This is a genomic window from Bradyrhizobium centrolobii, assembly GCF_001641635.1.
Classification (GTDB): Bacteria; Pseudomonadota; Alphaproteobacteria; order Rhizobiales; family Xanthobacteraceae; genus Bradyrhizobium; species Bradyrhizobium centrolobii.
In genome coordinates this window covers 103765-129430 of the sequence record NZ_LUUB01000063.1, presented here as the reverse complement: position 1 = coordinate 129430, position 25666 = coordinate 103765, and the positions used below count along the sequence as shown (strand labels likewise).

Below are 25666 nucleotides of genomic sequence, written 5' to 3'. Positions count from 1 at the left end.
CACGCTTCGGACGATGCTTCGCATCGCTCGGCGCGCGTCGGCCTCTCCCCGCGGGCGGGGAGAGGCGAAAGCAGGTCACGCCGCGTTCACCTTCAACCGCCGGTACTCCGTCGGGGTCACGCCCGTGACGGCCTTGAAAGCGCGGTTGAAGGGGCCGAGCGACTGGAAGCCGGCATCCATCGCAATGGTGATGACGGGCACCTCGGCCTGGGCGGGATCGGCGAGCGCGGCCTTGGCCTCCTCGATCCGGTGGTTATTCAAGAACACATTGAAATTGCGATAGCCGAGCCGCTGGTTGATCAGCCGGCGCAGCCGGTATTCGGGGATTTTCAGCCGGCCCGCCAGCGCACCGATGGTGATGTTCTCCTGGCGGTAGATCCGCTCATCCGCCATCAGCCGCATCAAGGCATCGATCAGCTTCTGGTCGGCAGCGTCCTCGCTGGCGACGGGCTGGCTCGGCGCGATCGCCGGCGCGGGCTCGGGCTCGGGCTCGGCAGCCGCCGGAAACAGATCTGCGCCATCGACGCGCATCATCGCGCAGGCAATCGCAGCGACGACGAAGGCGAGTACGCCGGCATTGATCGTGTTGGCGACGTCGCCCCCGCCGCTCCCGCCGACAAAGATCTGAAGCAACGCGTTCAGCCCGCCGTAGAGCGCGGCCGCTACGACGATGAAGCCGCGAACGCGTCGGCGCCGCTCGACGAGGTCCGCCGACCATGAGGCAACGGTTTGCACCACCGCGAGCGCGATGAAGCCGAGCGAGATCAGATTGGTCGCGATGACGGCGAGCCGCACATTTCCGCTCGGCGCAATCCAGAGACAACTGACGAAGCTGAAGGCGGCAACCAGAGCCCAGATCGCACTATGCCACCAACGCAGGCGAAAATCGTCATCGAACAGCGCGCGCGTGAACAGCCAGAACGTTACGACATTGCCGGTCGACAGCGCGATCAGCGGCGCGTGCCAGGCTGACGTCAGCGCCGGCGCGCCGATCGAATAGCTCGCCGCATGCGCCGCCGAGCCAAGCGCAAAGGCCGCGCCGAGCCGAGCCGCCAGCACATTACGGAAATCGGAGACCAATGACGCGGCGAGCACCAGCAGCAGCGCCACACTGGCAGCGCGAAAGGCAAGCTCGGTTGCGGCAAGGGTCATCGGACGATGCGATCTGTCGCGGTTGAAATCAGCCGAACATCGTTCGTCGCGCCCAATTATTCAAGGACCATCCGCATGCCAGGGTTAGCACCGCCTCACTCTCAACTGTCATCGCCCGGAATGACCGGGCGATCCAGTACTCCGAGACAGTTGTGATTGAATCGATGGGCCTCGGCGTACTGGATGCCCCGCCTTCGCGGGGCATGACAGCGGAGTATGGAGCTGTTGCAACGCGTGACGTCTGACCGCGGCTTTGTCGCGACGGCGATGTCAAATCCTGCTACGATCATACCAGCAAGAAACAGGAGTCCACCATGAGCTGGCTGCCCTCAAACGATCCCGTGCTCGGCGATCCCATGTCATGCGATGCGCTCGACCTCGTCATCGTGCCGCGCACCCGCGACCTCGGCGACGGATTCGCGGTGCGCCGCGCGCTTCCGCACGGGAAGCGGCAGATGGTCGGGCCCTTCATCTTCTTCGATCATTTCGGGCCGGTGCAGTTCATGTCCGGCAAGGGCATGGACGTGCGGCCGCATCCGCATATCGGGCTTGCCACCGTCACCTATCTGTTCGACGGCGCGATCATGCATCGCGACAGTCAGGGCAACATCCAGGAGATCCAGCCCGGCGCCATGAACCTGATGACCGCCGGGCGCGGCATCGCGCATTCCGAGCGCACGCCGGATGCGCAGCGCGCCTCGGGTCAGAAGATGCTGGGCCTGCAAAGCTGGATCGCGCTGCCGGCCGGATCCGAAGAGATCGCGCCAACGTTCCAGCACTACGCCGCGGGCGACCTGCCGATGATCTCGGAGCGCGATTTCACGGCGCGGGTGATCGCCGGTTCCTCCTTCGGAATCGCCTCGCCGGTGTCGATGGTCTCGCCCTGGTTCTACACGGAGGTGACGGCGGCGCAGGGCGCGAGCGTGCCGCTCGACCCTGATCATGAGGAGCGCGCGATCTACCTCGTCGACGGTGAGGTCGAGATTGCCAATGAGCGCTACGAGGGGCCGCGGCTCCTGATCTTCCGCCCCGGCGACCGCATCACGGTGAAGGCCTAGAGGCCAACGCGGATGATGTTCCTGGGCGGCGACGCGCTGGAGGGCCCGCGCCATATCTGGTGGAATTTCGTCTCCTCCAGCAAGGAGCGGATCGAGCAGGCCAAGGAGGATTGGAAAACCGGCCGATTCGCAGCGGTTCCGCAGGAACATGAGTTCATTCCGCTGCCGGAATAGGCTAATCCGATCCCGGCCGCCCTGTCGCGCGGCCGGGATCTCCTGCCTGAAGGCCTGCCGATGACCACCATGCTCTCCAGCGACCTGCCCCTGCCCAAGATCGGGCGCGGCAAGGTGCGCGACATCTACGCCGTCGATGATGACCGCCTGCTGCTCGTCACCACCGACCGCATCAGCGCCTTCGACGTCGTCATGGGCGAGACCATCCCGATGAAGGGCGCGGTGCTGACCCAGATCAGCGCCTTCTGGTTCAAGGAGCTCGAAGGCGTGGTGCCGCATCACATGATCAGCGCCGACACCGACGAGATCATCGCAGCCGTGCCGGCCTTGAGGCCGCACCGCGCCGATATCCACGGCCGCGCCATGCTGTCCCGCCGCACCATCGTGTTCCCGATCGAATGCGTGATCCGCGGCTATCTCTCCGGCTCGGCCTGGAAGGAATATGCGGCAAGCGGCACGCTCGCGGGCGAAAAGCTGAAGGCGGGCCTTGTCGAAAGCGAGAAGCTCGACCCTGCGATCTTCAGCCCGGCGACCAAGGCCGAGACCGGCCACGACGAAAACATCACCATCGCGCGGATGCGCGAGGTCGTTGGCGACGAGGTCGCCTACACGCTCGAGAGCATGACGCGCTCGGTCTACACGCTCGGCGAGGAGCTCGCGCGCGAGCAGGGCATCATCATCGCGGACACCAAGTTCGAGTTCGGCCGCGACAAGGACGGCCGCATCATCCTGATCGACGAGGTGATGACGCCGGATAGTTCGCGCTTCTGGGCGGTCGACGCCTACAAGCCCGGCCAGCCGCAGGCGAGCTTTGATAAGCAGCCGCTGCGCGACTATCTCGACGTCGAGCGCCACGCCGGCCGCTGGAACGGCGACGCCCCGCCGCCACCGCTGCCGGCGAGTGTCGTGGAGGCGACCAGCAAGCGATATCTGGAAGCGTATCGGCGGGTGACGGGGACGGAGCTGAAGATTTAGTTCTGCTGTTGCGGACTAGCGGCCTGCGAGGCTGCCGGACAACGCGCTCCATGCCTTCCCAACGTCGTCCCGGCGAAGGCCGGGACCCACACCGCGAGGTCTATCGATCGCGGATGATCGGTGTACCGAACGACGCGTCTTCGCCAAACTACTCCCTGGGGTTATCGCGACGAGCGCAAGCGCTCGCGCGGAGGTCCCGGCCTTCGCCGGGACGACACCGAGGATGTGGCGGGCGCTTTGCCTCTTCCAAGCATTGCTCGTGTAGCGCCTCAGTGCAAAACTCCCTGCAAAACATCAGGGAGAGCGCCCATGTCCGAACCCAACGCCGTGCTGGTCGAGCGCGATGGTCCCGTCACCATTATCTCCATCAACCGGCCGCATTGTCGCAACGCCGTCGATGGCGCCACCGCGCGCAAGCTCTATGATGCATTCCTCGCCTTCGACGCCGACAACGAGGCGTCGGTTGCGGTGTTCACCGGCACGCAGGGGCATTTCTGCGCGGGCGCGGATCTGAAGGCAGTCGCGAAGGGCGATCGCGAGAAGATGCGCGAGATCGGCGGTCACGGCACGATCGCGCCGATGGGGCCGAGCCGGCTGCGGCTCTCCAAGCCGGTGATCGCGGCCGTCGAGGGTTACGCGGTCGCGGGCGGCATGGAGCTTGCGCTGTTCGCCGATATGCGCGTGGTCGCGGAGGACGCGACCTTCGGGATCTTCTGCCGCCGATTCGGCGTGCCGCTGATCGATCTCGGCACCATCCGCCTGCCGCGCATGATTGGCCATTCACACGCCATGGATCTCATCCTCACCGGCCGTCCGGTCGGCGGCGCGGAGGCGTTGCGCATGGGGCTCGCCAACCGCCTCGTGCCGAAGGGCGAGGCGCGCGCGCATGCGGTCCAGCTTGCCAAGGAGATCGCGCGCTTCCCGCAGACTTGCCTCCGCGCCGACCGGCTTTCTGCGCTCCAGCAATGGGATATGGGGGAAGAAGAGGCGATCAGGAACGAGATGCGCGGCGGGCTGAACGTCATCGCCTCCGGCGAGACGCTGTCGGGCGCGACCCGCTTCGCATCGGGCGCGGGACGGCACGGCGCGTTCGGCGCGGAGGTCTCCGGCAAGGCCGATTGAGGCGAACGATTTCGCGAAGAACTGTCGGAAATTTCACAACCGGAAGAATTCTGTTGCGCTAGCTTCGAAGTCGTCTACGTCTCAGACGGGAATTTTCAGGGCGAGCGCAAGGGCGTGACAGATCCAGCAATTACTTACAGTCCGGTTCCGCGATCTAGCCCGGCTCTCAAGCGTACGCTGAATGATATACTGGGGGGAAGCGCCGCGAGCGTCCTGACAGTCACCTTTGGCCTCTCTTACGCGCTGCTGATCTTCGCAGGCCCGCTGTCGCCCTACCTGTCCTACGGGATCGCCGCGACCTTCATCAGCTCCGCCGTGCTGGCGGCCGTCGTCGCGTTCGGAAGCTCGCTGCCCTTCGCGGTCGCCGCGCCTGACAGCTCGACCGCCGCGGTGACGGGAATTCTCGCCGCTTCGCTGGTCGAGCATATCGAGGCGGCGAATCTGTCGACGCCACTGCTCTCGCCCGTCCTGATCACGCTCGGCCTGTCGACCATTCTGACGGGTGTCACCCTGTGCGGACTGGGACTGACGCGGATGGGCCGGGCGATCCGCTACGTGCCTTATCCCGTGGTCGGCGGCTTCCTTGGCGCCACCGGACTTCTGATCGTCATGGGCGCGATCCGGGTGATCGCCGGTCATCCGGTGCAGCTCGGGACGCTGTTGCACTTCACCAGCGGCATCACGTTGTCGGAGCTGGCCGCGGCCTGCGCGATGGCGCTGGTGCTGTACCTGACCTGGCATCGCTCGCGCAGCCCGTTCGGACTGCCGATCATCCTGGTCGGCGGCATGCTCACCGCCCACGTGGCGTTCTGGATCGCCGGCGTCTCGCCGGAGGAAGCGCGCAGCCTAGGCTGGACCTTCCAGCCTCCACCGCCGGCGGCCTTCATGCTGCCCTGGCATACCGACGGTTTCGTCCACTATCCCTGGTTCGCCGTGCCGGACCTGCTCGGCAACCTCGTCGCCGTCATCTTTGTCACGGCCTCCAGCGCGCTGTTCGGCACCACGGGTATCGAGGTCGCCGTGCATCGCGAGGCCAATCTGGAGCGCGAGCTGAACGTCACGGGCGCCGCCAACATCCTGAGCGGCGCGCTCGGCGGCTATGCCGGCTGCATTTCGGTCAGCCGCTCGATCCTCAATTTCAGCAGCGGCGGCCGGGGACGCATCTCCGGGCTCACCGTCGCAGCGATATCGCTGCTGATGCTCGCCGTCGCGCCCGACCTGCTCGGCTTCATGCCGAAATTCGTGCTCGGCGGCCTGCTGCTGTATCTGGGCGCCGACCAGCTCCACAAATGGATCATCGAGTCGCGCAAGCGGCTGTCGAAGCTCGAATATCTGTCGCTGATTGCCATCATCGTCATCATCGTCGCCTGGGGTTTCGTGCCGGGCATCCTGATCGGGGTGATCATCGGCTGCGCGACATTCGCGTTCAGCGCGGCGCGGGTGGAGTCGATCAAATACAGTTTTGACGGCTCCGAATATCGCTCTTCGCTCGACCGCTCGCGCGACGATCAGGAGGTTCTGCTCGCCCATGGCGGCAAGATCCAGGGCCTGAACCTGCAGAGCTATTTGTTCTTCGGCTCCGCCAACCGGCTCTATCAGCACGTCAAGCAACTGCTGCAGAAGCGGCCGGAGTGCCGCTATCTGCTGTTCGACTTCAAGCTCGTGACCGGCGTCGACTCGTCAGCCGCCTACAGCTTCGCCCAGATCAAGCGCAGCGCGCGCGATCTCGGCGTCGAGCTGATCCTGGTGCACCTGTCGGCCGCGGCCGAGAAGGTGCTGCGGTCCAGCGACTTCATCGGCGAAGGCGTCACCATCATTCCCGAGCTCGATCATGCGCTGGAGTGGTGCGAGAACGAGATCATCTCGCAACATCAGGGGCTGACGCAGGAAGAGGCCAGTTTGCGGGACTGGTTCGCAGGGATTCTCGACAGCGAGCGCGACGCCGACGAGCTGATCCGCCGCTGCCAGCGCCTCGAGGTCGAGGCCGGCGAGGTCATCGTGAACGCCGGCGACCCCGCCGATTCCATGCACTTCATCCTCGACGGACGCGTCGGCATCATGGTCCCGGCCGAGGATGACCGGACCACCCGCGTGCGCAGCCTCGGACGCTACACCACGATCGGCGAGATGGGCCTGGTGGCGCACACGCCGCGCAGCGCTACCATCCAGGCGGAAGTCGCGAGCGTGCTCTACGTGCTGAACACGCACCAGTTCGATGCGATCAGGGACGAAGACCCCGATCTCAGCCACAAACTCCTGACCTATTTCGTGTCGGTCATGGCCGAGCGGCTGAGCTTTGCGAACAGGACGATTGCGGTGCTAAGGCGGTGAATGCGCAGTTGCGTAGCGGAATTAGCGCGCCGCAAATCCGATGTCGTCCTGGCGAAAGCCAGGACCCATAACCCCAGGGAGTGGTTTGGCGCGAGCTGATAACCAGGAGTCTTCGCCAAACCACGTCCTGTGGCTATGGGTCCTGGATCTGCGCTCCGCTTCGCTGCGCTTGTCCAGGACGACGTGCGGTGATCCGACGCCCTACACCCCCGCCATCATCACGTATTTGATCTCGACGTATTCTTCCATGCCGTGATGCGAGCCTTCGCGCCCCAGGCCGCTTTCCTTGACGCCGCCAAAGGGCGCGACCTCCGTGGTGATCAGGCCGGTGTTGACGCCGACCATGCCGGATTCCAGCGCCTCGGCGACGCGCCAGACGCGGCCGAGATCGCGGGAATAGAAGTAGGAGGCCAGGCCAAACGGCGAGGCGTTGCACATCGCAATGACGTCGGCCTCGTCCTTGAAGCGGATCACCGGCGCGAGCGGGCCGAAGGTTTCCTCCTGCGACACCAGCGAGTCCGGCTTGACGTCGGACAGCACGGTCGGCTCGAAGAAGGAGCGCCCGAGCGCGCTGCGCTTGCCGCCGGTGACGACCTTGGCGCCGCGCTTCACCGCGTCCGCGATGTGACGCTCGACCTTGTCGACCGCTTTCATGTTGATCAGCGGGCCCTGCGTGACGCCGCTCTCGGTGCCATCGCCGATCTTCATCGTGGCGACTTTCTTCGACAGCTTCTGCACGAATTCGTCGTAGATCTTGTCCTGGGCGTAGAGGCGATTGGCGCAGACGCAGGTCTGGCCCATGTTGCGATACTTCGAGACGATCGCGCCTTCGACCGCCGCGTCGATATCGGCGTCGTCGAACACAACGAACGGCGCATTGCCGCCGAGCTCCAGGCCAAGTCTCTTCACGCCGACGGAGGCCTGCTGATAAAGAATCTTGCCGACAGCGGTCGAGCCGGTGAAGCCGACGAAGCGCACCGCCGGATGCTCGCACAGCACCTTGCCGATCGGCGACGCGTCACCCGTGATGATGTTGAACACGCCCTTGGGCACGCCGGCCTTCTCGGCGAGCGCAGCGAGCGCGAGTGCCGACAGCGGCGTTTCGTTGGCGGGCTTCAGCACCACGGTGCAGCCGGCAGCTAACGCCGGCGAGACTTTGCGCGTGATCATCGAGTTCGGGAAGTTCCAGGGCGTGATCGCGCCGCAGACGCCGATCGGCTGCTTGATCGCGAGCAGCCGCGCGTCAGGACGCTGCGTCGGAATGGTCTCGCCATAGACGCGCCTGGCCTCTTCCGCGAAGAACTCCACATAGGCGCCGCCGATATCGACCTCGCCGAGCGCCTCACTGAGCGGCTTGCCCTGCTCGGAGGTGAGGATCAGCGCAAGATCCTCGCGGTTGGCGGCGATCAGCTCGTACCATTTGCGCAAGATGTTGGAGCGCTGCTTGGCGGTGTGCTTGGCCCAGGCCGGGAACGCGCGCTCGGCGGCTTCAACGGCCTTGGTGGCGTCGTCCGCGGAGAGCTGAGGGATTTTTGCAAGCTCGACGCCGGTCGCAGGATTGTTGACGGCAAAGACCGGCGAGCCGACCCAGGCGCCATCGATGTAGCAGGCCTCCTTCAGGAGCGAAGGGTCCTTCAACCGGTCGCGCAGGGTGGAGGTGGCTTGCGAGGCGCGTGCGGCGGCGGTCGGGGTCATGGCGTTGCTCCTTGGGACGATCGGATTGGCCCGGAATATAGGGACTGGCGGCGCACAATGCACCGCCCCGCAACGCACATCTGCTTGGAGCTAAGTTGGGGGCCGCGCGAAACCTACGCGGGATGATTTTGCCTGAGTGGATTGGGCCGCGAGTCTCTTCACCTCTCCCCGGCGGGGAGAGGTCGATTTGCGCAGCAAATCGGGTGAGGGGGTTCAGGTCCCACGAGAGAGTGTAACCCCTCACCCGCGCCTTCGGCGCGACCTCTCCCTACGGGAGAGGTTTGGCATCGTGAGCGCAGAAGCAGCTCAATTGATCCCGCCCCTTTTAGGCCGCGCCGCTCATATAGGTCTCGCGCCGCCCGATCATGCGCTCGGCCGCGGCCTTGGCGTCGGCCTTGGAGGAGGTCGCGCAGGTCCGATATTCGAGGTCGGGCACGTCCGTGGTATCGCGGCGGCCGAACCAGGACTTCGAGCCGACCGGCAGCAGCGCGAGCGCCTGCGCGACGTTGTCGACCGCGCCGAAGGAATAGAGCGCACCGGTGCCGGCGATCCGGACCTCGTAAATGCCGGGCGAAATCGGCGCCTCCAGGTTCTCGCCCCGTCCGTGACGGGGATAGCGCTTCCATTCGCTCCAGGTCGAAATCATCTCAAGTCCCCTCGCGGCCTCTTCGCCGCCAACATTTGCATCAAGTCTTAACTTCGGCCGCATCGGTCCGGCCCTGAGCCGAACGTCGCAGCGCACAAAATGTTTCAAGTGCTTCGAAACTCTCGAAACATATCGCCTGGGCCCTTGCGGGGTCACGGCGAAGTGCGGCCATCCACCGCAGATTGTGACGACTTGTTGCAGTTCGGTCTCGTTGTCGTCCTGCGCAGGACGCTCGTCGTCAAGTCACGACATCGCGACCTGCGCGAAGGTTGAGACGCTTGCCGCACGCGACCTGCAGGAGGACAATCGAGCACTTCCAACAATAATCAAATCGGAGGAAACGCGGATGCAAAGCCAAGCCCAGATCGACGAGATTCTGCGCCAGAAGAGCGACGCCAAGGAGATTCCCGGCGTCGTTGCCATCGCCGCGAGCGGCAACGACGTGATCTATCAGGGCGCGTTCGGCAAGCGCGACCTGTCCAAGCCCGACGCGATGACATTGGACAGTGTGTTCTGGATCGCATCGATGACGAAGGCGGTGACGACCGCAGGCGCGATGCAACTGGTCGAGCAGGGCAAGCTATCGCTGGACGCGCCGATCAGTGAGGTGTTGCCCGATCTCGCCAGTCCGCAAGTGCTCGAAGGTTTTGACGCCAAGGGCGAGCCGCAGCTGCGGCCGGCGAAGGGAGCGATCACCCTGCGCCAGCTCATGACCCATACCGCCGGTTTTGCCTACAACGTGTGGAACGGCGACTGCGCGCAATATCTGGAGAAGACCGGAACCCCGAACATCTTCTCCTGCCAGAACGTCGCGCTGAAGACGCCGATCATGTCCGATCCCGGTACGCGCTGGGAATATGGCATCAACATCGACTTCGTCGGCAAGGCGGTCGAGGCGGTGAGCGGCAGGCGTCTCGATGCCTATCTGCGCGATCACATATTCGCACCGCTCGGCATGAACGACACCGGCTTCAAGATCACCGACAACATGCGCCAGCGGCTGGTCGCCACACATGCACGCGGCGAGGATGGATCGCTGGCGCCGATCCCGTTCGAGATCGAACAGAATCCGGAATTCCACATGGGCGGCGGCGGCCTTTACGGCACTGCCGGCGACTACATCAGGTTCACCCAGATGATCCTCAACAAGGGCCGCGGCAACGGCAACCAGCTGCTGAAGCCCGAGACGGTCGCGCTGATGGGCGAGAACCACATCGGCGATCTCACGATTGGCAAGATGACGACGGTGGCGCCGATATACACCAACGACGTCGATCTCTTCCCCGACATCGTGAAGAAGTGGGGGCTCTCCTTCCTGATCAACACCGCCAAGACGCCGGAAGGCCGCAGCGCCGGCAGCCTCGCCTGGGCTGGTCTCGCCAACACCTATTTCTGGATCGACCCGGCGCGCGATGTTTCCGGCGTGATCCTGATGCAGGTGTTGCCGTTCTTCGACGCGAAGTGCCTGGAGGCCTTTGCGGGCTTCGAGCTTGGCGTGTATGCCGGGCTGGATGTGGGAAGCGGGCAAAGGGCGGCGTAGGAGAGGGTTGAACTCTCAGCAAGCGTCATGGCCGGGCTCGTCCCGACCATGTTCGTTCAGAGTGCCAGCATCGCCCCAACGGAGGTGTCATTCCCCGCGAAAGCGGGGAATCCAGTACGCCGCGGCTTGTCCGTATTCTACCGCCGTCTCTGGAATTCTGGATCGCCCGATCAAGTCGGGCGATGACAGCGGAGAATCAGGCGAGCTCGCGCTACACCGCCAGCCCGCGCTGCTGGGCGAGCTCCTTCAGCGATACCTGCGGCCGCGCGCCGATGTGCTGGATCACTTCGGCGGCGGCGAGCGCGCCGAGCTCACCGCACTGCTTGTAGGGCAGCTCGCGCGCGAGACCGAACAGGAAGCCGGCGGCGAAAAGATCGCCGGCGCCGGTGGTGTCGACCATCTTGGCGACGGGGAAGGCAGGCGCCGCGATAGCATCTTCCGGCGAGACCACCACGCAGCCCTTCTCGCTGCGGGTGACGACGCCGAGCTTGACGTCGTTGCGCAGCTGCTTGAGCGCGGTGTCGAAATCCGAGGTCATGTAGAGCGAATGCAGCTCGGACTCGTTGGCGAATACGATGTCGGCGGTGCCGTTGCGCATCAAGGCCAGGAATTCGTCGCGGTAGCGATCGACGCAGAACGAATCCGACAGTGTCAGCGCCACCTTGCGCTTTGCATCATGGGCGATCTTGGCGGCCTTGACGAAGGCGTCCTTGGCGTTCTTGGGGTCCCAGAGATAGCCCTCGAGATAGACGATGCCGGCAGCAGCAATCTCGGCCGGATCGATGTCGGCAGGCGACAGGTCCTGCGCGGCGCCGAGATAGGTATTCATGGTGCGCTCGCCGTCACCCGTCACCAGGATGTAGGAGCAGCCGGTGGCCGGACCGTCCTTCGCGGCAGGCGTATTGAAGGCGACACCGACGGCGCGGATGTCATGCACATAGAGATTGCCGATCTGGTCGTCCTTGACCTTGCCGACATAGGCCGCCCGCGCCCCCAGGCTCCCCACGCCGACAATGGTGTTGGCGGCCGAGCCGCCCGAGACCTCGGTCGCCGGACCCATGTCCTTGTAGATGGCCGCAGCACGCGCCTCGTCGATCAGGGACATGCTGCCCTTGGTCATGCCGTGTTTGGCGAGAAAAGCCTCATCGGTCCTGACCAGCACGTCGAACAGCGCGTTGCCGATGCCGAGAACGTCATATTTCGCGTCAGCCATTCACTTTGATCCTGTTGCCCGATTGCAGAGCTGCGGAAAATCCGCTTCCTGTTCGGCTTGAAATCTCGCTCGCGGCCTATCACGACCGGGCCTTCGCCGGCAAGCAACGAGGGTTGTCCTTTGACGCGTTTTCTTCATGCGAACCGGGACCATTTCGCTCGAAAACGCTATGGTATTTACGCCCGATGATCCGCTCATTCCTGACCGTCTCGACCGGAACATTGGCCTCGCGTCTCTTGGGCTTTGCGCGCGATTCCCTGATCGCGGCGCTGCTCGGTACCGGCGCCGTGGCGGATGCCTTCCTGGCGGCCTTCCAGCTCGTCAACGTGGTGCGGCGCCTGCTCAGCGAGGGCGCGCTCAATGCGGCCCTGATTCCGGCCTGGCTGGGCGTGCGAGACCGCGACGGCGAGGAAGCCGCGGCCGCTTTTGCGGGGCGCGTGCTCGGCACGGTCAGCGTCGCCCTGATCGCGGCCTCGATCGTCATCGCGCTCGTGATGCCGCTGATCATCGCGATCATCGCGCCCGGCTTCCTCGGCAGCGAGACCCGCGACCTCGCTGTTCAGAGTGCGCGCCTGATGCTGCCTTATCTCGCCTTTGCAGGTCCCGTCACAGTGCTGATGGGACTGCTCAACGCGCAAGGCCGCTTTGCCCTGACGGCGTTTTCGCCACTTCTGTTCAACATCGCCCTGATTGCCGCGATCGCGGCGCTCCTCCTCTGGCACGCCGAGGCGGGCTTCGCCGCGTGGGTGCTGGCGGCCACCGTCGGCATTGCGGGCCTGCTGCAATTGCTGATGCTGCTGTCGCAACGAAGTGCGCGCCTCGCGACACCGTTGCGTGTGAGCTTCGATGAGGAGATGCGCGGCTTCTTCGCCAAGGCGGTCCCCGGCATGATCGCAAGCTCGGGCCCGCAATGGCTGATCGTGGCCGGCGCCATCATCGCCTCGGCGACGCCCTCCGCCGTCTCCTGGCTCTATTTCGCTAACCGCCTGGTCGAGCTGCCGCTCGGCATCGTCGGTGTCGCCATGGGCACGGTGCTGGTGCCGGAGCTGACGCGCGCGGTCGGCAGCGGCGATCGTCACGCGGTGGCGCATGCGGAATCGCGCGCGCTCGAGCTCGCCGCCGGGCTGGCATTGCCGGCGACGCTCGGCCTGATCGTGCTCGCGGAGCCGATCGTGCGGCTGCTGTTCGAGCACGGCGCCTTCGGCGCCGAGGACAGCACGGCGACCGCGCACGCACTGATGTGGCTGGCGCTGGGCCTGCCGGCGCATGTGCTGATCAAGGCGCTGTCCCCGGCCTTCTACGCCCGCAGCGACACGATGACGCCGCTCCTGGCAACGGCCAAGGGGTTTGTGGTCGCGGTCGCGCTTGCAGTCGTTCTCGGCCACTTCTTCGGCGCGACCGGGATTGCCGCGAGCATCGCGGCCGGCGCCTGGGGCAGCGCATTCTCGCTGCTCCGAAAGGGCAAGACCGAGTTCGGCTTCAAGGCCGACGAGGCCGCCCAAAGGCGGCTGCCGCGGATCGTGCTCGCCGCGCTCGCCATGGGCGCCCTGCTCTGGCTGACGGCCGGCCTTGCGCCTGCCGACAGCCATGGCTTCATCAAGTTCATTGCGCTCGGCTTGCAGATCGCGGCGGGGATCGCTGTTTATGGCCTGCTCCTGCAGGTCCTCGGCGTCGCCTCGTGGCGGGAAGCGGTTAACGCCCTGAAGCGGCCGGCTCATTAGCGCGCCTCATCCCAGGGTCTCTTCACCTCTCCCTATGGGAGAGGTGTAATTACCCTTGACGAGGCAGCGCCGCTGTTGGAAACGACGGCCCACTATCTCCAGGAAGGCTTGCCATGGCATTCGTTGAACGGGTCTTTTCAGGCGTCCAGCCGACGGGCAATCTGCATCTCGGCAATTATCTCGGCGCGATCGTCAACTTCGTGAAGATGCAGGAAACCCACAACTGCATCTATTGCGTCGTCGACATGCACGCGATCACGCAGGGCGTGGACGTCTGGGGCGGGCCGGCCGAGCTCGCGCGCAACACCCGCGAGGTGACCGCGGCGTTCATCGCGAGCGGCATCGACCCGAAGAAGCACATCGTGTTCAACCAGAGCCAGGTTTCGGGCCATGCCGAGCTTGCCTGGATCTTCAACTGCGTCGCGCGGATGGGCTGGCTCAACCGCATGACCCAGTTCAAGGAGAAGGCCGGCAAGGATCGCGAGAACGCCTCCGTCGGGCTCTACGACTATCCCGTGCTGATGGCGGCCGACATCCTGCTCTACCGCGCCACCCATGTGCCGGTCGGCGAGGACCAGAAGCAGCATCTCGAGCTCTCGCGCGACATCGCGCAGAAGTTCAACAACGATTTCGGCGACTCGATCCGCAGCCACGGCACCAATGACGGCCTGTTCTTCCCGCTGCCGGAACCCTTCATCACGGGACCGGCGACGCGCGTGATGAGCTTGCGCGACGGCACCAAGAAGATGTCGAAGTCGGATGCGTCGGACTATTCGCGCATCAACCTGACCGACGATGCCGACACCATCGCGCAGAAGGTCCGCAAGGCGAAGACCGATCCGGAGCCGCTGCCGACGGAGGAGAAGGGCCTGGAAGCGCGCCCCGAGGCCGACAATCTCGTCGGCATCTTCGCCGCGCTCTCCGGCCGCTCGAAGGCCGACGTGCTGCGCGATTTCGGCGGCGGCCAGTTCTCCAGCTTCAAGAATGCGCTTGTCGATCTGTGCGTCACGAAACTCTCGCCGATCGCCGGCGAGATGAAGCGTCTCGTCGCCGATCCCGGCCATATCGATGCGATCCTGAACGACGGCTCCGACCGGGCGCGCGCGATCGCCGACGAGACGATGAAGCTCTCGAAGGATATCGTCGGCTTCATCCGCAGGCGTTGATTGTTGCGCATGCGAAACACGGTCTGCGCCACGGCGCCGGCCGCCCCCTCTCCCAAAAGCTGAGGGAGTGTGGCAGCATGTCGACCAGGGACACGCCGGGACATGCATGACCAGCAAGCGACTTTGCTTCGAGCCGGGTCACAAGCCCAAATGCCTTGTCATCGTCGACGACACCGCCGAATGGGATCGCGCGGTCTATTACGCCAGCCGCTGGGCGATCCGCGCCGGCGGGGGCGTGGTGATGCTGCGCATCATCGAGACCGAAGAGCAGAGCCAGGAATGGCTGGGGGTTGCCGACATCATGCGGGCCGAGGCTCATGAAGAGGCCAACGCCGCGCTCGACCGTGCAGCGGGCCGCGCCAACGGCATCGCTGGGATCACGCCGGAGCGGGTGATCCGGGAAGGCAGCCCGATGGAACAACTCCTCGAGGTCATCGACGAGGACCCGGACATCGCCATGCTGGTGCTGGCCGCCAATCCCGGCGCGGAAGGCCCGGGACCTCTGGTCGCCCTGCTTGCGCACGCGGTGGGGACGTTCCCGATTCCAGTGACGATCATTTCCGGCGCGCTTGCCGATTCAAGCGTGGATTCATTGTCGTAGCTCGCTGCTTGCGGGGAGAGGCCGGAATTCAAGCACAGCTTGAATTCCGGGTGAGGGGGGAGCTTCCGCAAGTCCAACTCTCACCGCCCCCGTGGAGACTCCCCCTCACCCCAACCCTCTCCCCGCAAGCGGGGAGAGGGAGAAAAGGGCGGCCCTAACTTGCTGATATAACAATGGAACGGGCTCCACACCCCCTTGATCGTGCGTTCCCCGTCGCCATCTGCTAGTGGATAGCCCACGCGCCGGCCTTGAACCGGCGACGTCCGGAGAAAACCATGTTCATTCAGACCGAAGCCACCCCCAATCCCGCCACGCTGAAATTCATTCCCGGCCGCCTCGTCCTCGACGGCAGCCCGATGGAGTTTTCGACCCGCGAGGCCGCCGCCCGCTCGCCGCTCGCCGAAAAGCTGTTCGACGTGCCCGGCATCACCGGCGTGTTCTACGGCTCCGACTTCATCACCGTGACCAAGGCGAGCGGTGAATGGCAGCAACTCAAGCCCGCGATCTTGGGTGCCATCATGGAGCACTACATGTCCGGCGCGCCGCTGCTCGCCGATGGTGCGGCATCGAGCGATGTCGAGCTCGACGACAGGGGCGAGTTCTTCGACGAGGCGGATGCCGAGACGGTCGACATGATCAAGGACCTGATCGAGACCCGGGTGCGGCCGGCGGTCGCCAATGACGGCGGCGACATCACCTTCCGCGGCTTCAAGGACGGCATCGTCTATCTCAACATGAAGGGCGCCTGCTCCGGCTGCCCGTCATCGACCGCAACGCTGCAGCACGGCATCCAGAACCTGTTGAGGCACTTCGTGCCCGACGTGGTCGAAGTCCGGCCGATGTAAGCTGCCGTAGGGCGGGCAAAGACGCACTTGCGCCGTGCCTACCATACGACCCGGACAAAAGAGGTGGGCACGCCGCGCTTTGCCCATCCTACGAGATCAAGCCGCCTGGCCAATGCTGGCGGCTTCTTCCGCAGCCTTGCGCATGCTCGCCGACATCTTGTTGGTGACCGTGCTCTGCTCCTCGACCCGCAGCAGACGTTGACGAGACGTACGCGCCCTGAATCGCGCCCTTGATGTGCCTGCTGGTCCGCGGCTTCGACCTGATCGACCGCGGTCGATCCGGTCTCACGAGCGGCTCATGGCTTCGGCGATCTCACACACCGACGCGTTCAACCCCTCGGCGCCGGCCGCGACCGATTCCATCATGTCGCGCACCTTCTCGCTGCGCATGCGCGCGATCACCTTCGCCGTCGTGTTCGAGGCATATTTCACGACCTTGACGGCCTGCCGTTGAGATCGCGGATGGGGTGGCTCGATATGCCGAAAATGCATCGCCCGAGGCGCCACTGAAGGCTGTCATTTGATCGCTAATGCATTATTAATCCGCATAATTTCAACCACTTAAGCCTCCCGATGGTTGCAAATGCAGCGGGTACCATCAAAACGAGGGGGACCAAAGGGATGCTAGATTGCATACTTTTCCCGAGTACGTAGGATTGCGGACAAGGCCAAATGATCGCGCTCTGCGCGCGCCCTGGTGGAGCGCGCAAACTTGCTCTGGTTTGATCGACGCGGAACCGACTACATTGCCGCCATGCTGATCCTTGCCATCGATACCGCGCTGGAGGCGTGCGCGGCCGCCGTTCTTGATACCGATGCGGGCGAACTCCTTGCGCAGGAGTCCCGTCTCATGAAGCGCGGCCACGCCGAAGCGTTGATGCCGATGATTGCGCGCGTCATGCAATCGGCCGATCTCGCATTCACCGCGCTCGACCGCATCGCCGTCACTGTCGGTCCCGGAAGTTTCACCGGCTTGCGCGTCGGCATTTCGGCCGCGCGCGGTATCGCGCTTGCGGCAAAGCGGCCCGCCGTCGGGCTGACGACGTTGTCGGCCTTTGCTGCCGCAATCGTCGGCCGGAGCGGGTCGGCGCCCGTGCTGTCCGCGATCGATGCGCGGCATGACCACGTCTATTTCCAGATCGTCGCCGGCGACGGCAGCCAGCTGGTGCCGCCGAAAGTGACCCCCATCGACGAGGCGATCGCGGCCTCGCAATTCGGTGCGCCGCATCTGGCCGGCAATGCCGCAAAAATCCTCGCCGAGCGTTGGCCGAAGGTTATGCCGCAACCCATTGCCGTCGATACGCAAGCAGCGCCCGACATCGGCTGGGTCGCATGGCTCGGCGCCGCGGCCGATCCCGACATCACGCCGGCGCGGCCGTTCTATCTGCGCGCACCCGATGCAAAGCCGGCAGCGCTACCGCCGCTCGCAGCACAAGCCGCAACCTCATGATGCGATGGTTGTCGGAATGGTGGCGCGGCGGCACGGCCGCCGTCGAGCCCGCTTCCGCGAGCGACGCGCTGCGGCTGGCGCAGCTTCATGGCGCATCCTTCGCACGCGGCTGGGGCGAGGGCGAGTTCGAGACCATGATGAGCGAGCGCAACACGCTCATCCATCGCCTGCGCCTGGGCCGCAAGACGATCGGCTTTGCGGTGTCGCGGATCGGCGCCGACGAAGCGGAAATCCTCTCGATCGCGGTGGACCAGGCCCATCGCGGACGCGGTCTCTCCCACATGCTGCTGATGACCCATCTCGGCCACCTCGCAGGACGCGGCGTCCGTACTATATTTCTGGAAGTGGAGGAGAATAACCAGCCGGCGCGGCGGCTCTACGATAAGAACGGATTCATGGTGGTCGGACGCCGCGAACGCTACTATAAGCAGCCGAACGGGGAACAATTGAACGCACTTCTGATGCGACGTGACTTGTCATAAACTTGATGGCAGGAAGCGCCGCCAGGCAGACAACCCTATGACCACACTGAAACCTTCTTCCGCGACCAAGGCCACCGGCATCGAAGCGCGCTGTGCCGCGACCGGCATGCGCATGACCGAGCAGCGCCGCGTGATCGCCCGCGTGCTCGCCGAGGCGATGGATCATCCCGACGTCGAGGAACTCTACCGGCGCTGCGTCGCCGTGGATGACAAGATCTCGATCTCGACAGTCTATCGAACCGTGAAACTGTTCGAAGATGCCGGCATCATCGAGCGCCATGATTTCCGCGAGGGCCGCGCGCGCTACGAGCAGATGCGCGACAGCCATCACGACCACCTCATCAATCTGCGCGACGGCAAGGTGATCGAGTTCACCTCCGAAGAGATCGAAAAGCTCCAGGCGGAGATCGCCCGCAAGCTCGGCTACAAGCTGGTCGATCACCGGCTCGAGCTCTATTGCGTCCCACTCGACGACGAAAAGCCGTCGAGTTGATGGCGATTGTAGATAGACCTTTCCGCGGATTCGCCTCACCTCTCCCCGTCGGGGAGAGGTCGATTTGCTCCTGGCGATGCGAAGCATCGTCCAGTGCAAATGGGGTGAGGGGTCTCAGTTTCCACGAGAGAGTAGAACCCCTCACCCGGCGCTTCGCGCCGACCTCTCCCTCCGGGAGAGGTAAGGACAACAGCGCCACACAGTTGTGCCAATAGACCTCATCATCTTCGATTGCGACGGCGTGCTGGTCGACAGTGAGGTGATCTCCTGTCGCGCGCATGCGGATGTCCTGACCAGGCACGGCTATCCGATCACGTCGGAGCAGGTGTTCGAGCGCTTTCTCGGCCGCTCGACACGGCAGGCCAATCTCGAAATCGAATCCGAGCTCGGCCGCAAGCTGCCCGACGCCTATCACGGCGACTTGCAGGACGAGCTGTTCCGCTCGTTCGAGGCCAACCTCGAAGCGATCCGCGGCATTCACGACGTGCTGGATGTGGTCACGCAAGCCGTCTGCGTGGCCTCCAGCGGCTCGCATCAACGCATGCGCGTGAGCCTCGGAAGCACCGGGCTCTACGAGCGCCTCGCGCCGAAGATCTTTTCAGCCTCGCAGGTGACGAACGGCAAGCCGGCGCCGGATCTGTTCCTGTTAGCGGCCGCCGAAATGGCGGTGCCACCGCACCGCTGCGTCGTGATCGAGGACAGCCTGGCGGGAATCGCCGGCGCCCGTGCGGCCGGTATGACGGTGTTCGGCTTTCACGGCGGCAGCCATTGCCGCGACGGCTATGCCGAGACCCTTCATCGGGCGGGGACCGACCTGACCTTTGCGGACATGCGGCAGTTGCCGGAACTGCTCCGGCGGGTCGAGGCAGACGCTCTGGCGGGCTGAATCGGCCCCTCCGTCGTCATTCCGGGGCACGCGCAACGCGCGTGAACCCGGAATCTCGCACCAAAACCTCTGGATTCCGGATTCGCTGGCGCGCCCCCGGAATGACGGCCTGTTTCGGGCCCCAATCGCTGGATTTTCGCCCCTCCAGCCTATATCTGAGGGCCGTTCTCCACCTCAATCCGGGTTCCATGAAGCCGCCGCGCAAGCTGCACATCAAATCATATGGCTGCCAGATGAACGTCTACGATGCCCAGCGCATGGTGGACACGCTGGCTCCGGAAGGATTCGTGGAGACGGCCAGCGCCGAGGACGCCGATCTCGTCATCCTCAACACCTGCCATATCCGCGAGAAGGCTTCCGAAAAGGTCTATTCCGAGCTCGGGCGCCTGCGCGTCGCCAAGGACGAGGCCGCACGTGAGGGCCGCGCGATGCAAATCGCGGTTGCGGGCTGCGTGGCACAGGCCGAAGGCGAGGAGATCGTGCGCCGTGCGCCAGTGGTCGACATCGTGGTCGGCCCGCAGAGCTATCATCATCTGCCGCAACTGCTGCGGCGCGCAGGCGACGAAGGGCGCGCGATCGAGACCGAATTCCCGGCCGAGGATAAGTTCGGCTTTCTCGCGCAGCCGAAGCCCGATGCGATCCGCGCGCGCGGCATTTCCGCCTTCGTCACGGTGCAGGAAGGTTGCGACAAGTTCTGCACCTTCTGCGTCGTGCCGTATACGCGTGGTGCGGAAGTCTCGCGACCCGTGGCGAAGATCGTCGACGACGTGAAGCGACTTGCCGACAACGGCGTGCGCGAGCTGACGCTGATCGGGCAGAACGTCAACGCCTATCACGGCGAGGGACCCGACGGGAAAAGCTGGCCGCTCGGCAAACTGCTCGAACACCTGGCACGGATGCCCGGCATCGCGCGGCTGCGCTATTCGACCAGCCACCCCCGCGACGTCGATGACAGTTTGATTGCAGCCCATCGCGATCTGGATGCGCTGATGCCGTTCGTGCACCTTCCGGTGCAATCGGGCTCGGACCGGATTCTGGCGGCCATGAACCGCAAACATACCGCCAATGATTATCGGCGTCTCATCGACCGTTTCCGTACCGCACGCCAAGACATTGCTTTTTCATCAGATTTCATCGTCGGCTTCCCCGGCGAGAGCGAGCAAGATTTTCGCGCCACCCTCGCACTGGTCACACAAATCAGCTACGCTGCGGCTTATTCGTTCAAATACTCCGCCCGGCCGGGAACGCCGGCCGCGGATATGCAGGAGACGGTGTCCCCAGCCGAGATGGACCAGCGATTGGAGCGGCTCCAGGAATTGATCGACAGCCAGCAATCGGCCTTCAACAAGGCCGCGATTGGCACAACCGTCGACGTGTTGTTCGAGCGCGCGGCGCGCAATGCCGGCCAGATCGTCGGCCGCACCGCCTATTTGCAGCCCGCGCATGTGATGGCCTCGCCCGACATCATCGGACAGATTCTGCCGGTGCGGATCGACAGCCTCGAGCGCTACAGCCTTTTGGGTGAACTCGTGACGCCGCGTGTTGCGCGCGAGCCCGCTTTATCGCCAATCGCCACTGGAGCCTGAACCCTTGCCAAAAAGTGCATCGGATTCGCCTTCTTTCGCTCCCAGCCGCAAATTTGACCGCGACATGCAAGTTCCGCCCGAGACCCAGGTCGTCATCGACTTCGACGACAACCGCGCCGCTTCCGCACTGGTCGGCCCCTACGGCCAGAACCTCGCGCAGATCGAGCGGCGACTCGGCGTGGTCGTCGACTCCAAAGGCAACCACATCACCATCGGTGGCACGCGCGACGGCTGCGACGCTGCGCGCCGCGTGCTGGAGATGCTCTACGCCCAGGCGGTGAAGGGACAGGATCTCGACCAGGGCGAGGTCGAAGGTGCGATCCGCGCCGTGATCGCGCAGGGCTCGCTGTTCGAGTTCGACGCCAAGTCGGCCAAGGCGACCTTCGAGAGCATCAACCTGCGCAAGCGTCCGGTGCGGGCACGTACCGCCGCGCAGGACTCCTATATCCGCGCGTTGAAGCGCCACGAGCTGGTGTTCGGCATCGGCCCGGCCGGCACCGGCAAGACCTGGCTCGCGGTCGCGCATGCCGCGCAACTGTTCGAGCGCAAGGAGGTCGATCGCATCATCCTGTCGCGCCCGGCGGTGGAAGCCGGCGAGCGACTCGGCTTTCTGCCGGGCGATCTCCGCGAGAAGGTCGATCCCTATCTGCGCCCGATCTACGATGCGCTCTATGATCTCATGGATGCACGAATCGTCGAGCGCGCGCTCCAGAGCGGCGAGATCGAGATCGCGCCGCTCGCCTTCATGCGCGGCCGCACGCTGACCAACGCCATCATCATCCTGGACGAGGCGCAGAACACCACGTCGATGCAGATGAAGATGTTCCTGACCCGTCTCGGCGAGAACAGCCGCATGATCGTAACCGGCGACCCGTCGCAGATCGACCTGCCGGCCGGCCAGACCTCGGGCCTGCGGGAAGCGACCCGCCTGCTCGACGGCGTCGAGGGCATTGCGCAAGTTCATTTCACCGCCGAAGACGTGATCCGCCACGAGCTCGTGGCGCGGATCGTTGCCGCCTATGACGGGTCGCCGCAGCGGTCGGTCGCAGGCAAGCCATAACGAGACACAACCGGATCCGAAAGGCGAAGAATCGTCCGGTCCGAACAACACCATGTCGCATCCCAACTTGCCCACCACCGAGGTCCTCGTCGTTGCCGATTGCTGGCAGAGCGAGCCCGACGCCGACGCCGTAATCCAGCGTGCGATCGCCGCTGCCGCCGAAAAGGTCGATGAGGACGTCGCGGAGGCCGAAGTGGCCGTGATGCTGACCGATGATGCCGGCATCCGCACGCTCAACAGCAACTGGCGCGGCATCGACAAGCCGACGAACGTGCTGTCGTTTCCGGCGCTGCAGCCCGAGGGCGAGTGGAAACCAGGCGATGCGCCGCGCATGCTCGGCGACATTGCCATCGCCTATGAGACCACGCGGCGGGAGGCGGATGCGGAACAAAAGCCGTTCGACCACCATTTGAGTCACCTCGCCGTGCACGGTTTCCTGCACCTGATCGGCTACGACCACGAAAACGACGACGACGCGGAGGAGATGGAAGCGCTCGAGCAGCAGATCCTGGCGCATCTCGGCATCCCCGACCCCTATGCAGAGCGCTGACGGATGGATTGAGATGGTGGATTCCGAACCGACCCACGACAATCCACGCAACACCCGCAACCTGCCGGCTGTGGTGACGCCCGGCGAGGTCCTGCGCCCGACGGCGGAAGGCTGGCTGCTGCGCGCGATCCGGACGCTGTTCGGCTGGAAGGCGGGATCGGTGCGCGACGATCTCCAGGTTGTGCTCGACGCCACCACGCCCGACGATACCGGCTTTTCGGCCGTCGAGCGCACCATGCTGCGCAACATCCTCGGCCTGCACGAGCGCCGCATCGCCGACGTCATGGTGCATCGCGCCGACATCATCGCGGTGAAGCGCGACATCCCGCTCGGCGAATTGATGGACCGCTTCGAGAGCGCCGGGCATTCGCGCCTCGTCGTCTTCAACGAGACGCTCGACGATCCCGTCGGCATCGTCCATATCCGCGACCTGCTCGCCTTCATGACCGCGCGCGCGCGCGTGTCGGAAGCGGCCAAAACCAAGCGCAAGAAGCCGCTGCCGGCCGGGCTCGACCTGCGCGCGGTCGACCTCGCACTGCCGCTGCACGATGCGCACATCATCCGCAAGCTGCTCTACGTGCCACCATCGATGCGGGCGATCGACCTGCTCGCGCAGATGCAGGCCACGCGCATTCACCTGGCGCTGGTGGTCGACGAATATGGCGGCAGCGACGGACTGGTCTCGATCGAGGATATCGTCGAGCAGATCGTCGGCGAGATCGACGACGAGCACGACAGCGACGAGCCGCCTTCGATCGTCCGCCAGGGCGACAACTCCTTCATCGCCGATGCCCGCGCCAGCCTCGACGACGTCCGTTCGGTGATCGGCGAGGATTTTGTCACCGGAGAAGCCGGCGACGAAGTGGAGACGCTCGGCGGTTATCTCGTCAGCTTCGTCGGCCGCCTGCCGGTTCGCGGCGAGGTGATCTCGGGCCCCGGCCATTACGAGGTCGAGGTGCTCGATGCCGACCCGCGCCGCGTCAAACGGCTGCGCATCTCGACGCGGAAGGAACGTCCCGCACCGCGCACCCAACGTGAGAGCCGCCGCCGTGAGGCGACGCCGGACGCGGGCCAACCGCCGGCCGGTGACGCACCCACGCCGCCGGGCGATGGGGCCGGCACCCCGTGAACCTCTTGCAGCGACTGCGGACGATCGCGCTTGCCGTCCTCCTGACCTGGGGATGGAAGCGCGCCCTCATTGCGATGGCAGCAGGAGCGCTGTCGGTTCTGGCACTGGCGCCATTCAACGCCTGGCCGGTGCTGTTCCTCACCTTCCCCGTACTGGTCTGGCTGATCGACGGCGCGGGCGGCGGACGGCTCGGCGGCATCCCCGCCGCGGCGCTGACCGGCTACTGGTTCGGGCTCGGCTATTTCGTTCCGGGCCTCTACTGGATCGGCTATGCCTTCTTCGTCGAGGCTGACGTCTTTGCCTGGCTCACACCCTTCGCCGTGCTGGGGCTGCCGGCCTATCTTTCGATTTTCACCGCGATCGGATTTGCGCTGGCGCGCCTGCTCTGGACCAAGGATTCAACGCGCGTACTTGCGCTCGCAGCAAGCCTCACCATCAGCGAATGGTTGCGCGGGCACGTCTTGACCGGCTTTCCCTGGAACGCCTTCGGCTATGCGCTGTCGGAGCCGCTGCCGCTGGCGCAGACGGCGTCCCTGATCGGCCTGTGGGGCATGACGTTCCTCACCGTTGCGATCTTCGCAAGCCCGGCGGTGCTGATCGACAGCAGCGCAGACCGCCGCGTGCCGTGGCGTGTGCCCGCCGCCGCGATCGCGCTCCTCATCATCATGGGCATCTTCGGCGCCATCCGCCTGTCGCTGCATCCGACCACGATGGTCGCGGGCGCCAAGCTGCGCCTGATGCAGCCGAACCTCCAGCAGGACGCGAAGTTCAACTACGCCGCCAAGGCGGAGGTGATGAAGAAGTATCTGTCCCTGTCGGACCGCGCCTCCGGGCCGCAATCGACTGGCGTCCGCGATGCCACCATCCTGATCTGGCCGGAATCCGCCTTTCCGTTCTTCCTGACCCGCGAAGCCGACGCGATGGCAGAGATCGCTGAGCTCCTGCCCAAGGGAACGGTGCTGATCACCGGATCGGTTCGTGCCCCTGACCTGCCGCCGGGCAAGCCGATCACGCGCGCCTACAATTCGATCTATGTGATCGACCACGACGGCAGCGTGCTCGCGGTCTACGACAAGCTGCACCTGGTACCGTTCGGAGAATATCTTCCGTTCCAGGACCTGATGGAGAAGCTCGGCTTCGAGCAACTGACCAGGGTGCGGGGAGGATTCATTCCGGGCACCGTACGGCATGCACTGCTGGTGCCGGGCGCCCCGCGTGCGCTGCCGCTGATCTGCTACGAGGCGATCTTTCCCGGCGACGTTGCGGCGCGCAACGAACGACCAGGCTGGATTGTGAATCTCACCAATGACGGCTGGTTCGGCATCTCGACCGGTCCCTACCAGCATCTGGAGCAGGCGCGGATGCGCGCCATCGAGCTCGGGCTGCCGCTGGTCCGCTCCGCCAATACGGGCGTGTCGGCGGTGATCGATCCGGTGGGACGAACCATCGCCAGCCTCGGCCTCGGGATCGAAGGCATATTGGATGCAAGCCTGCCCGCCGCGATCCCACCGACCATTTATGCGCGCGTTGGCGACATCCCCGCGGCCATGCTCGTCGCGCTGGCCGTGATCCTTGCGATGCGGCGGCGTGTTGCCAAACGGCACCCCTGATCGCGCCGTCCTCGCCGGCGCGTCCGGAATCCTTTGACAACCGTAGTCCCACGGTTGACAGATCGCTGGCGCCCTCCGCATTCTGACCCCGCTGCAACAAGACAGCGGTGCATTGCTAAATTTCTCCGCAATGTTCCCCAAAATGAGGTTGAGATTTTGATGGCGCTGGCACCTGAGGCAT

Annotated in this window: 22 protein-coding genes and 1 pseudogene; 18 read left to right on the top strand and 5 right to left on the bottom strand. The window is 64.9% G+C overall.

The window, feature by feature from the left end:
* Positions 1 to 75: 75 nt before the first annotated feature.
* A complete protein-coding gene (locus tag AYJ54_RS20660) occupies positions 76 to 1152 on the bottom strand; it encodes an AraC family transcriptional regulator (RefSeq protein ID WP_063701678.1) in 1077 nt (358 codons plus the stop codon).
* Positions 1153 to 1466: 314 nt separating this feature from the next.
* Here AYJ54_RS20660 and AYJ54_RS20655 point away from each other — a divergent pair.
* The 4 genes and pseudogenes from AYJ54_RS20655 to AYJ54_RS20640 all read left to right on the top strand — a co-directional run bounded on the left by AYJ54_RS20655 (position 1467) and on the right by AYJ54_RS20640 (position 6812).
* Positions 1467 to 2384, top strand: a pseudogene (locus AYJ54_RS20655) (pirin family protein).
* A 60-nt stretch (positions 2385 to 2444) separates the two neighbouring features.
* The gene (locus AYJ54_RS20650) at positions 2445 to 3359 is read left to right on the top strand and encodes a phosphoribosylaminoimidazolesuccinocarboxamide synthase (protein WP_063701676.1); all 915 of its coding nucleotides are present in this window, start codon (positions 2445 to 2447) and stop codon (positions 3357 to 3359) included.
* Positions 3360 to 3668: 309 nt separating this feature from the next.
* The gene (locus tag AYJ54_RS20645; protein ID WP_063701674.1) at positions 3669 to 4481 is read left to right on the top strand and encodes a crotonase/enoyl-CoA hydratase family protein; all 813 of its coding nucleotides are present in this window, start codon (positions 3669 to 3671) and stop codon (positions 4479 to 4481) included.
* Positions 4482 to 4595: 114 nt separating this feature from the next.
* A complete protein-coding gene (locus tag AYJ54_RS20640; protein ID WP_063701672.1) occupies positions 4596 to 6812 on the top strand; it encodes an SLC26A/SulP transporter family protein in 2217 nt (738 codons plus the stop codon).
* Between the two features lie 201 nt (positions 6813 to 7013).
* Here AYJ54_RS20640 and AYJ54_RS20635 read toward each other — a convergent pair whose 3' ends face one another.
* Positions 7014 to 8507, bottom strand: a complete 1494-nt coding sequence (locus AYJ54_RS20635) for an NAD-dependent succinate-semialdehyde dehydrogenase (RefSeq protein ID WP_063701670.1) — start codon at positions 8505 to 8507, stop codon at positions 7014 to 7016.
* Between the two features lie 325 nt (positions 8508 to 8832).
* A complete protein-coding gene (locus tag AYJ54_RS20630) occupies positions 8833 to 9153 on the bottom strand; it encodes a hypothetical protein (RefSeq protein ID WP_063701668.1) in 321 nt (106 codons plus the stop codon).
* 346 nt (positions 9154 to 9499) lie between these two features.
* Between AYJ54_RS20630 and AYJ54_RS20625 the strand changes: the two genes are divergently transcribed.
* Entirely contained in the window at positions 9500 to 10693 is a 1194-nt protein-coding gene (locus AYJ54_RS20625) for a serine hydrolase domain-containing protein (protein WP_063701782.1), read from the top strand.
* Positions 10694 to 10904: 211 nt separating this feature from the next.
* Here AYJ54_RS20625 and AYJ54_RS20620 read toward each other — a convergent pair whose 3' ends face one another.
* On the bottom strand, positions 10905 to 11906 hold the full coding sequence (locus AYJ54_RS20620) for an adenosine kinase (RefSeq protein ID WP_063701667.1): 1002 nt from the start codon (positions 11904 to 11906) through the stop codon (positions 10905 to 10907).
* 185 nt (positions 11907 to 12091) lie between these two features.
* Here AYJ54_RS20620 and murJ point away from each other — a divergent pair, with 185 nt between their 5' ends.
* From murJ to AYJ54_RS20600, 4 genes are all read left to right on the top strand, one after another.
* Positions 12092 to 13627, top strand: a complete 1536-nt coding sequence (gene murJ, locus AYJ54_RS20615; protein ID WP_063701665.1) for a murein biosynthesis integral membrane protein MurJ — start codon at positions 12092 to 12094, stop codon at positions 13625 to 13627.
* 113 nt (positions 13628 to 13740) lie between these two features.
* The gene (gene trpS / locus AYJ54_RS20610; protein ID WP_063701663.1) at positions 13741 to 14793 is read left to right on the top strand and encodes a tryptophan--tRNA ligase; all 1053 of its coding nucleotides are present in this window, start codon (positions 13741 to 13743) and stop codon (positions 14791 to 14793) included.
* 106 nt (positions 14794 to 14899) lie between these two features.
* Complete coding sequence (locus AYJ54_RS20605; RefSeq protein WP_063701661.1) at positions 14900 to 15394, top strand: universal stress protein; 495 nt, start codon at positions 14900 to 14902, stop codon at positions 15392 to 15394.
* A 275-nt stretch (positions 15395 to 15669) separates the two neighbouring features.
* Positions 15670 to 16239 (top strand): NifU family protein, encoded by a 570-nt coding sequence (locus tag AYJ54_RS20600; RefSeq protein WP_063701659.1) that lies wholly within the window; start codon positions 15670 to 15672, stop codon positions 16237 to 16239.
* A 285-nt stretch (positions 16240 to 16524) separates the two neighbouring features.
* On the opposite strand, the gene AYJ54_RS53720 is transcribed toward AYJ54_RS20600, so the two are convergent.
* Positions 16525 to 16731 carry a hypothetical protein gene (locus AYJ54_RS53720; RefSeq protein WP_063701657.1) on the bottom strand — a complete coding sequence of 69 codons (207 nt, stop codon included), beginning with the start codon at positions 16729 to 16731 and terminating at the stop codon, positions 16525 to 16527.
* A gap of 262 nt (positions 16732 to 16993) precedes the next feature.
* Between AYJ54_RS53720 and tsaB the strand changes: the two genes are divergently transcribed.
* The 9 genes from tsaB to lnt all read left to right on the top strand — a co-directional run bounded on the left by tsaB (position 16994) and on the right by lnt (position 25485).
* Positions 16994 to 17689, top strand: coding sequence for a tRNA (adenosine(37)-N6)-threonylcarbamoyltransferase complex dimerization subunit type 1 TsaB (gene tsaB / locus AYJ54_RS20590; protein ID WP_063701780.1), 696 nt, complete (start codon positions 16994 to 16996; stop codon positions 17687 to 17689).
* Positions 17686 to 18171 (top strand): ribosomal protein S18-alanine N-acetyltransferase, encoded by a 486-nt coding sequence (gene rimI / locus AYJ54_RS20585; protein ID WP_063701655.1) that lies wholly within the window; start codon positions 17686 to 17688, stop codon positions 18169 to 18171. Before tsaB ends, rimI begins: the two co-directional genes overlap by 4 nt.
* Positions 18172 to 18208: 37 nt before the next feature.
* On the top strand, positions 18209 to 18664 hold the full coding sequence (locus AYJ54_RS20580) for a Fur family transcriptional regulator (RefSeq protein ID WP_063701653.1): 456 nt from the start codon (positions 18209 to 18211) through the stop codon (positions 18662 to 18664).
* Positions 18665 to 18869: 205 nt separating this feature from the next.
* Positions 18870 to 19550, top strand: a complete 681-nt coding sequence (locus AYJ54_RS20575; protein ID WP_063701651.1) for an HAD family hydrolase — start codon at positions 18870 to 18872, stop codon at positions 19548 to 19550.
* Between the two features lie 188 nt (positions 19551 to 19738).
* Positions 19739 to 21136, top strand: coding sequence for a tRNA (N6-isopentenyl adenosine(37)-C2)-methylthiotransferase MiaB (gene miaB / locus AYJ54_RS20570; RefSeq protein WP_063701649.1), 1398 nt, complete (start codon positions 19739 to 19741; stop codon positions 21134 to 21136).
* Positions 21137 to 21200: 64 nt separating this feature from the next.
* Positions 21201 to 22196, top strand: a complete 996-nt coding sequence (locus AYJ54_RS20565; protein WP_063701647.1) for a PhoH family protein — start codon at positions 21201 to 21203, stop codon at positions 22194 to 22196.
* Positions 22197 to 22248: 52 nt separating this feature from the next.
* A complete protein-coding gene (gene ybeY, locus AYJ54_RS20560; protein ID WP_063701778.1) occupies positions 22249 to 22746 on the top strand; it encodes an rRNA maturation RNase YbeY in 498 nt (165 codons plus the stop codon).
* Positions 22747 to 22759: 13 nt separating this feature from the next.
* Positions 22760 to 23875: a hemolysin family protein gene (locus tag AYJ54_RS20555; RefSeq protein ID WP_063701645.1), complete on the top strand. Its 1116-nt coding sequence runs from the start codon at positions 22760 to 22762 to the stop codon at positions 23873 to 23875.
* Positions 23872 to 25485, top strand: a complete 1614-nt coding sequence (gene lnt, locus AYJ54_RS20550; RefSeq protein WP_063701643.1) for an apolipoprotein N-acyltransferase — start codon at positions 23872 to 23874, stop codon at positions 25483 to 25485. Before AYJ54_RS20555 ends, lnt begins: the two co-directional genes overlap by 4 nt.
* Positions 25486 to 25666: the final 181 nt, after the last annotated feature.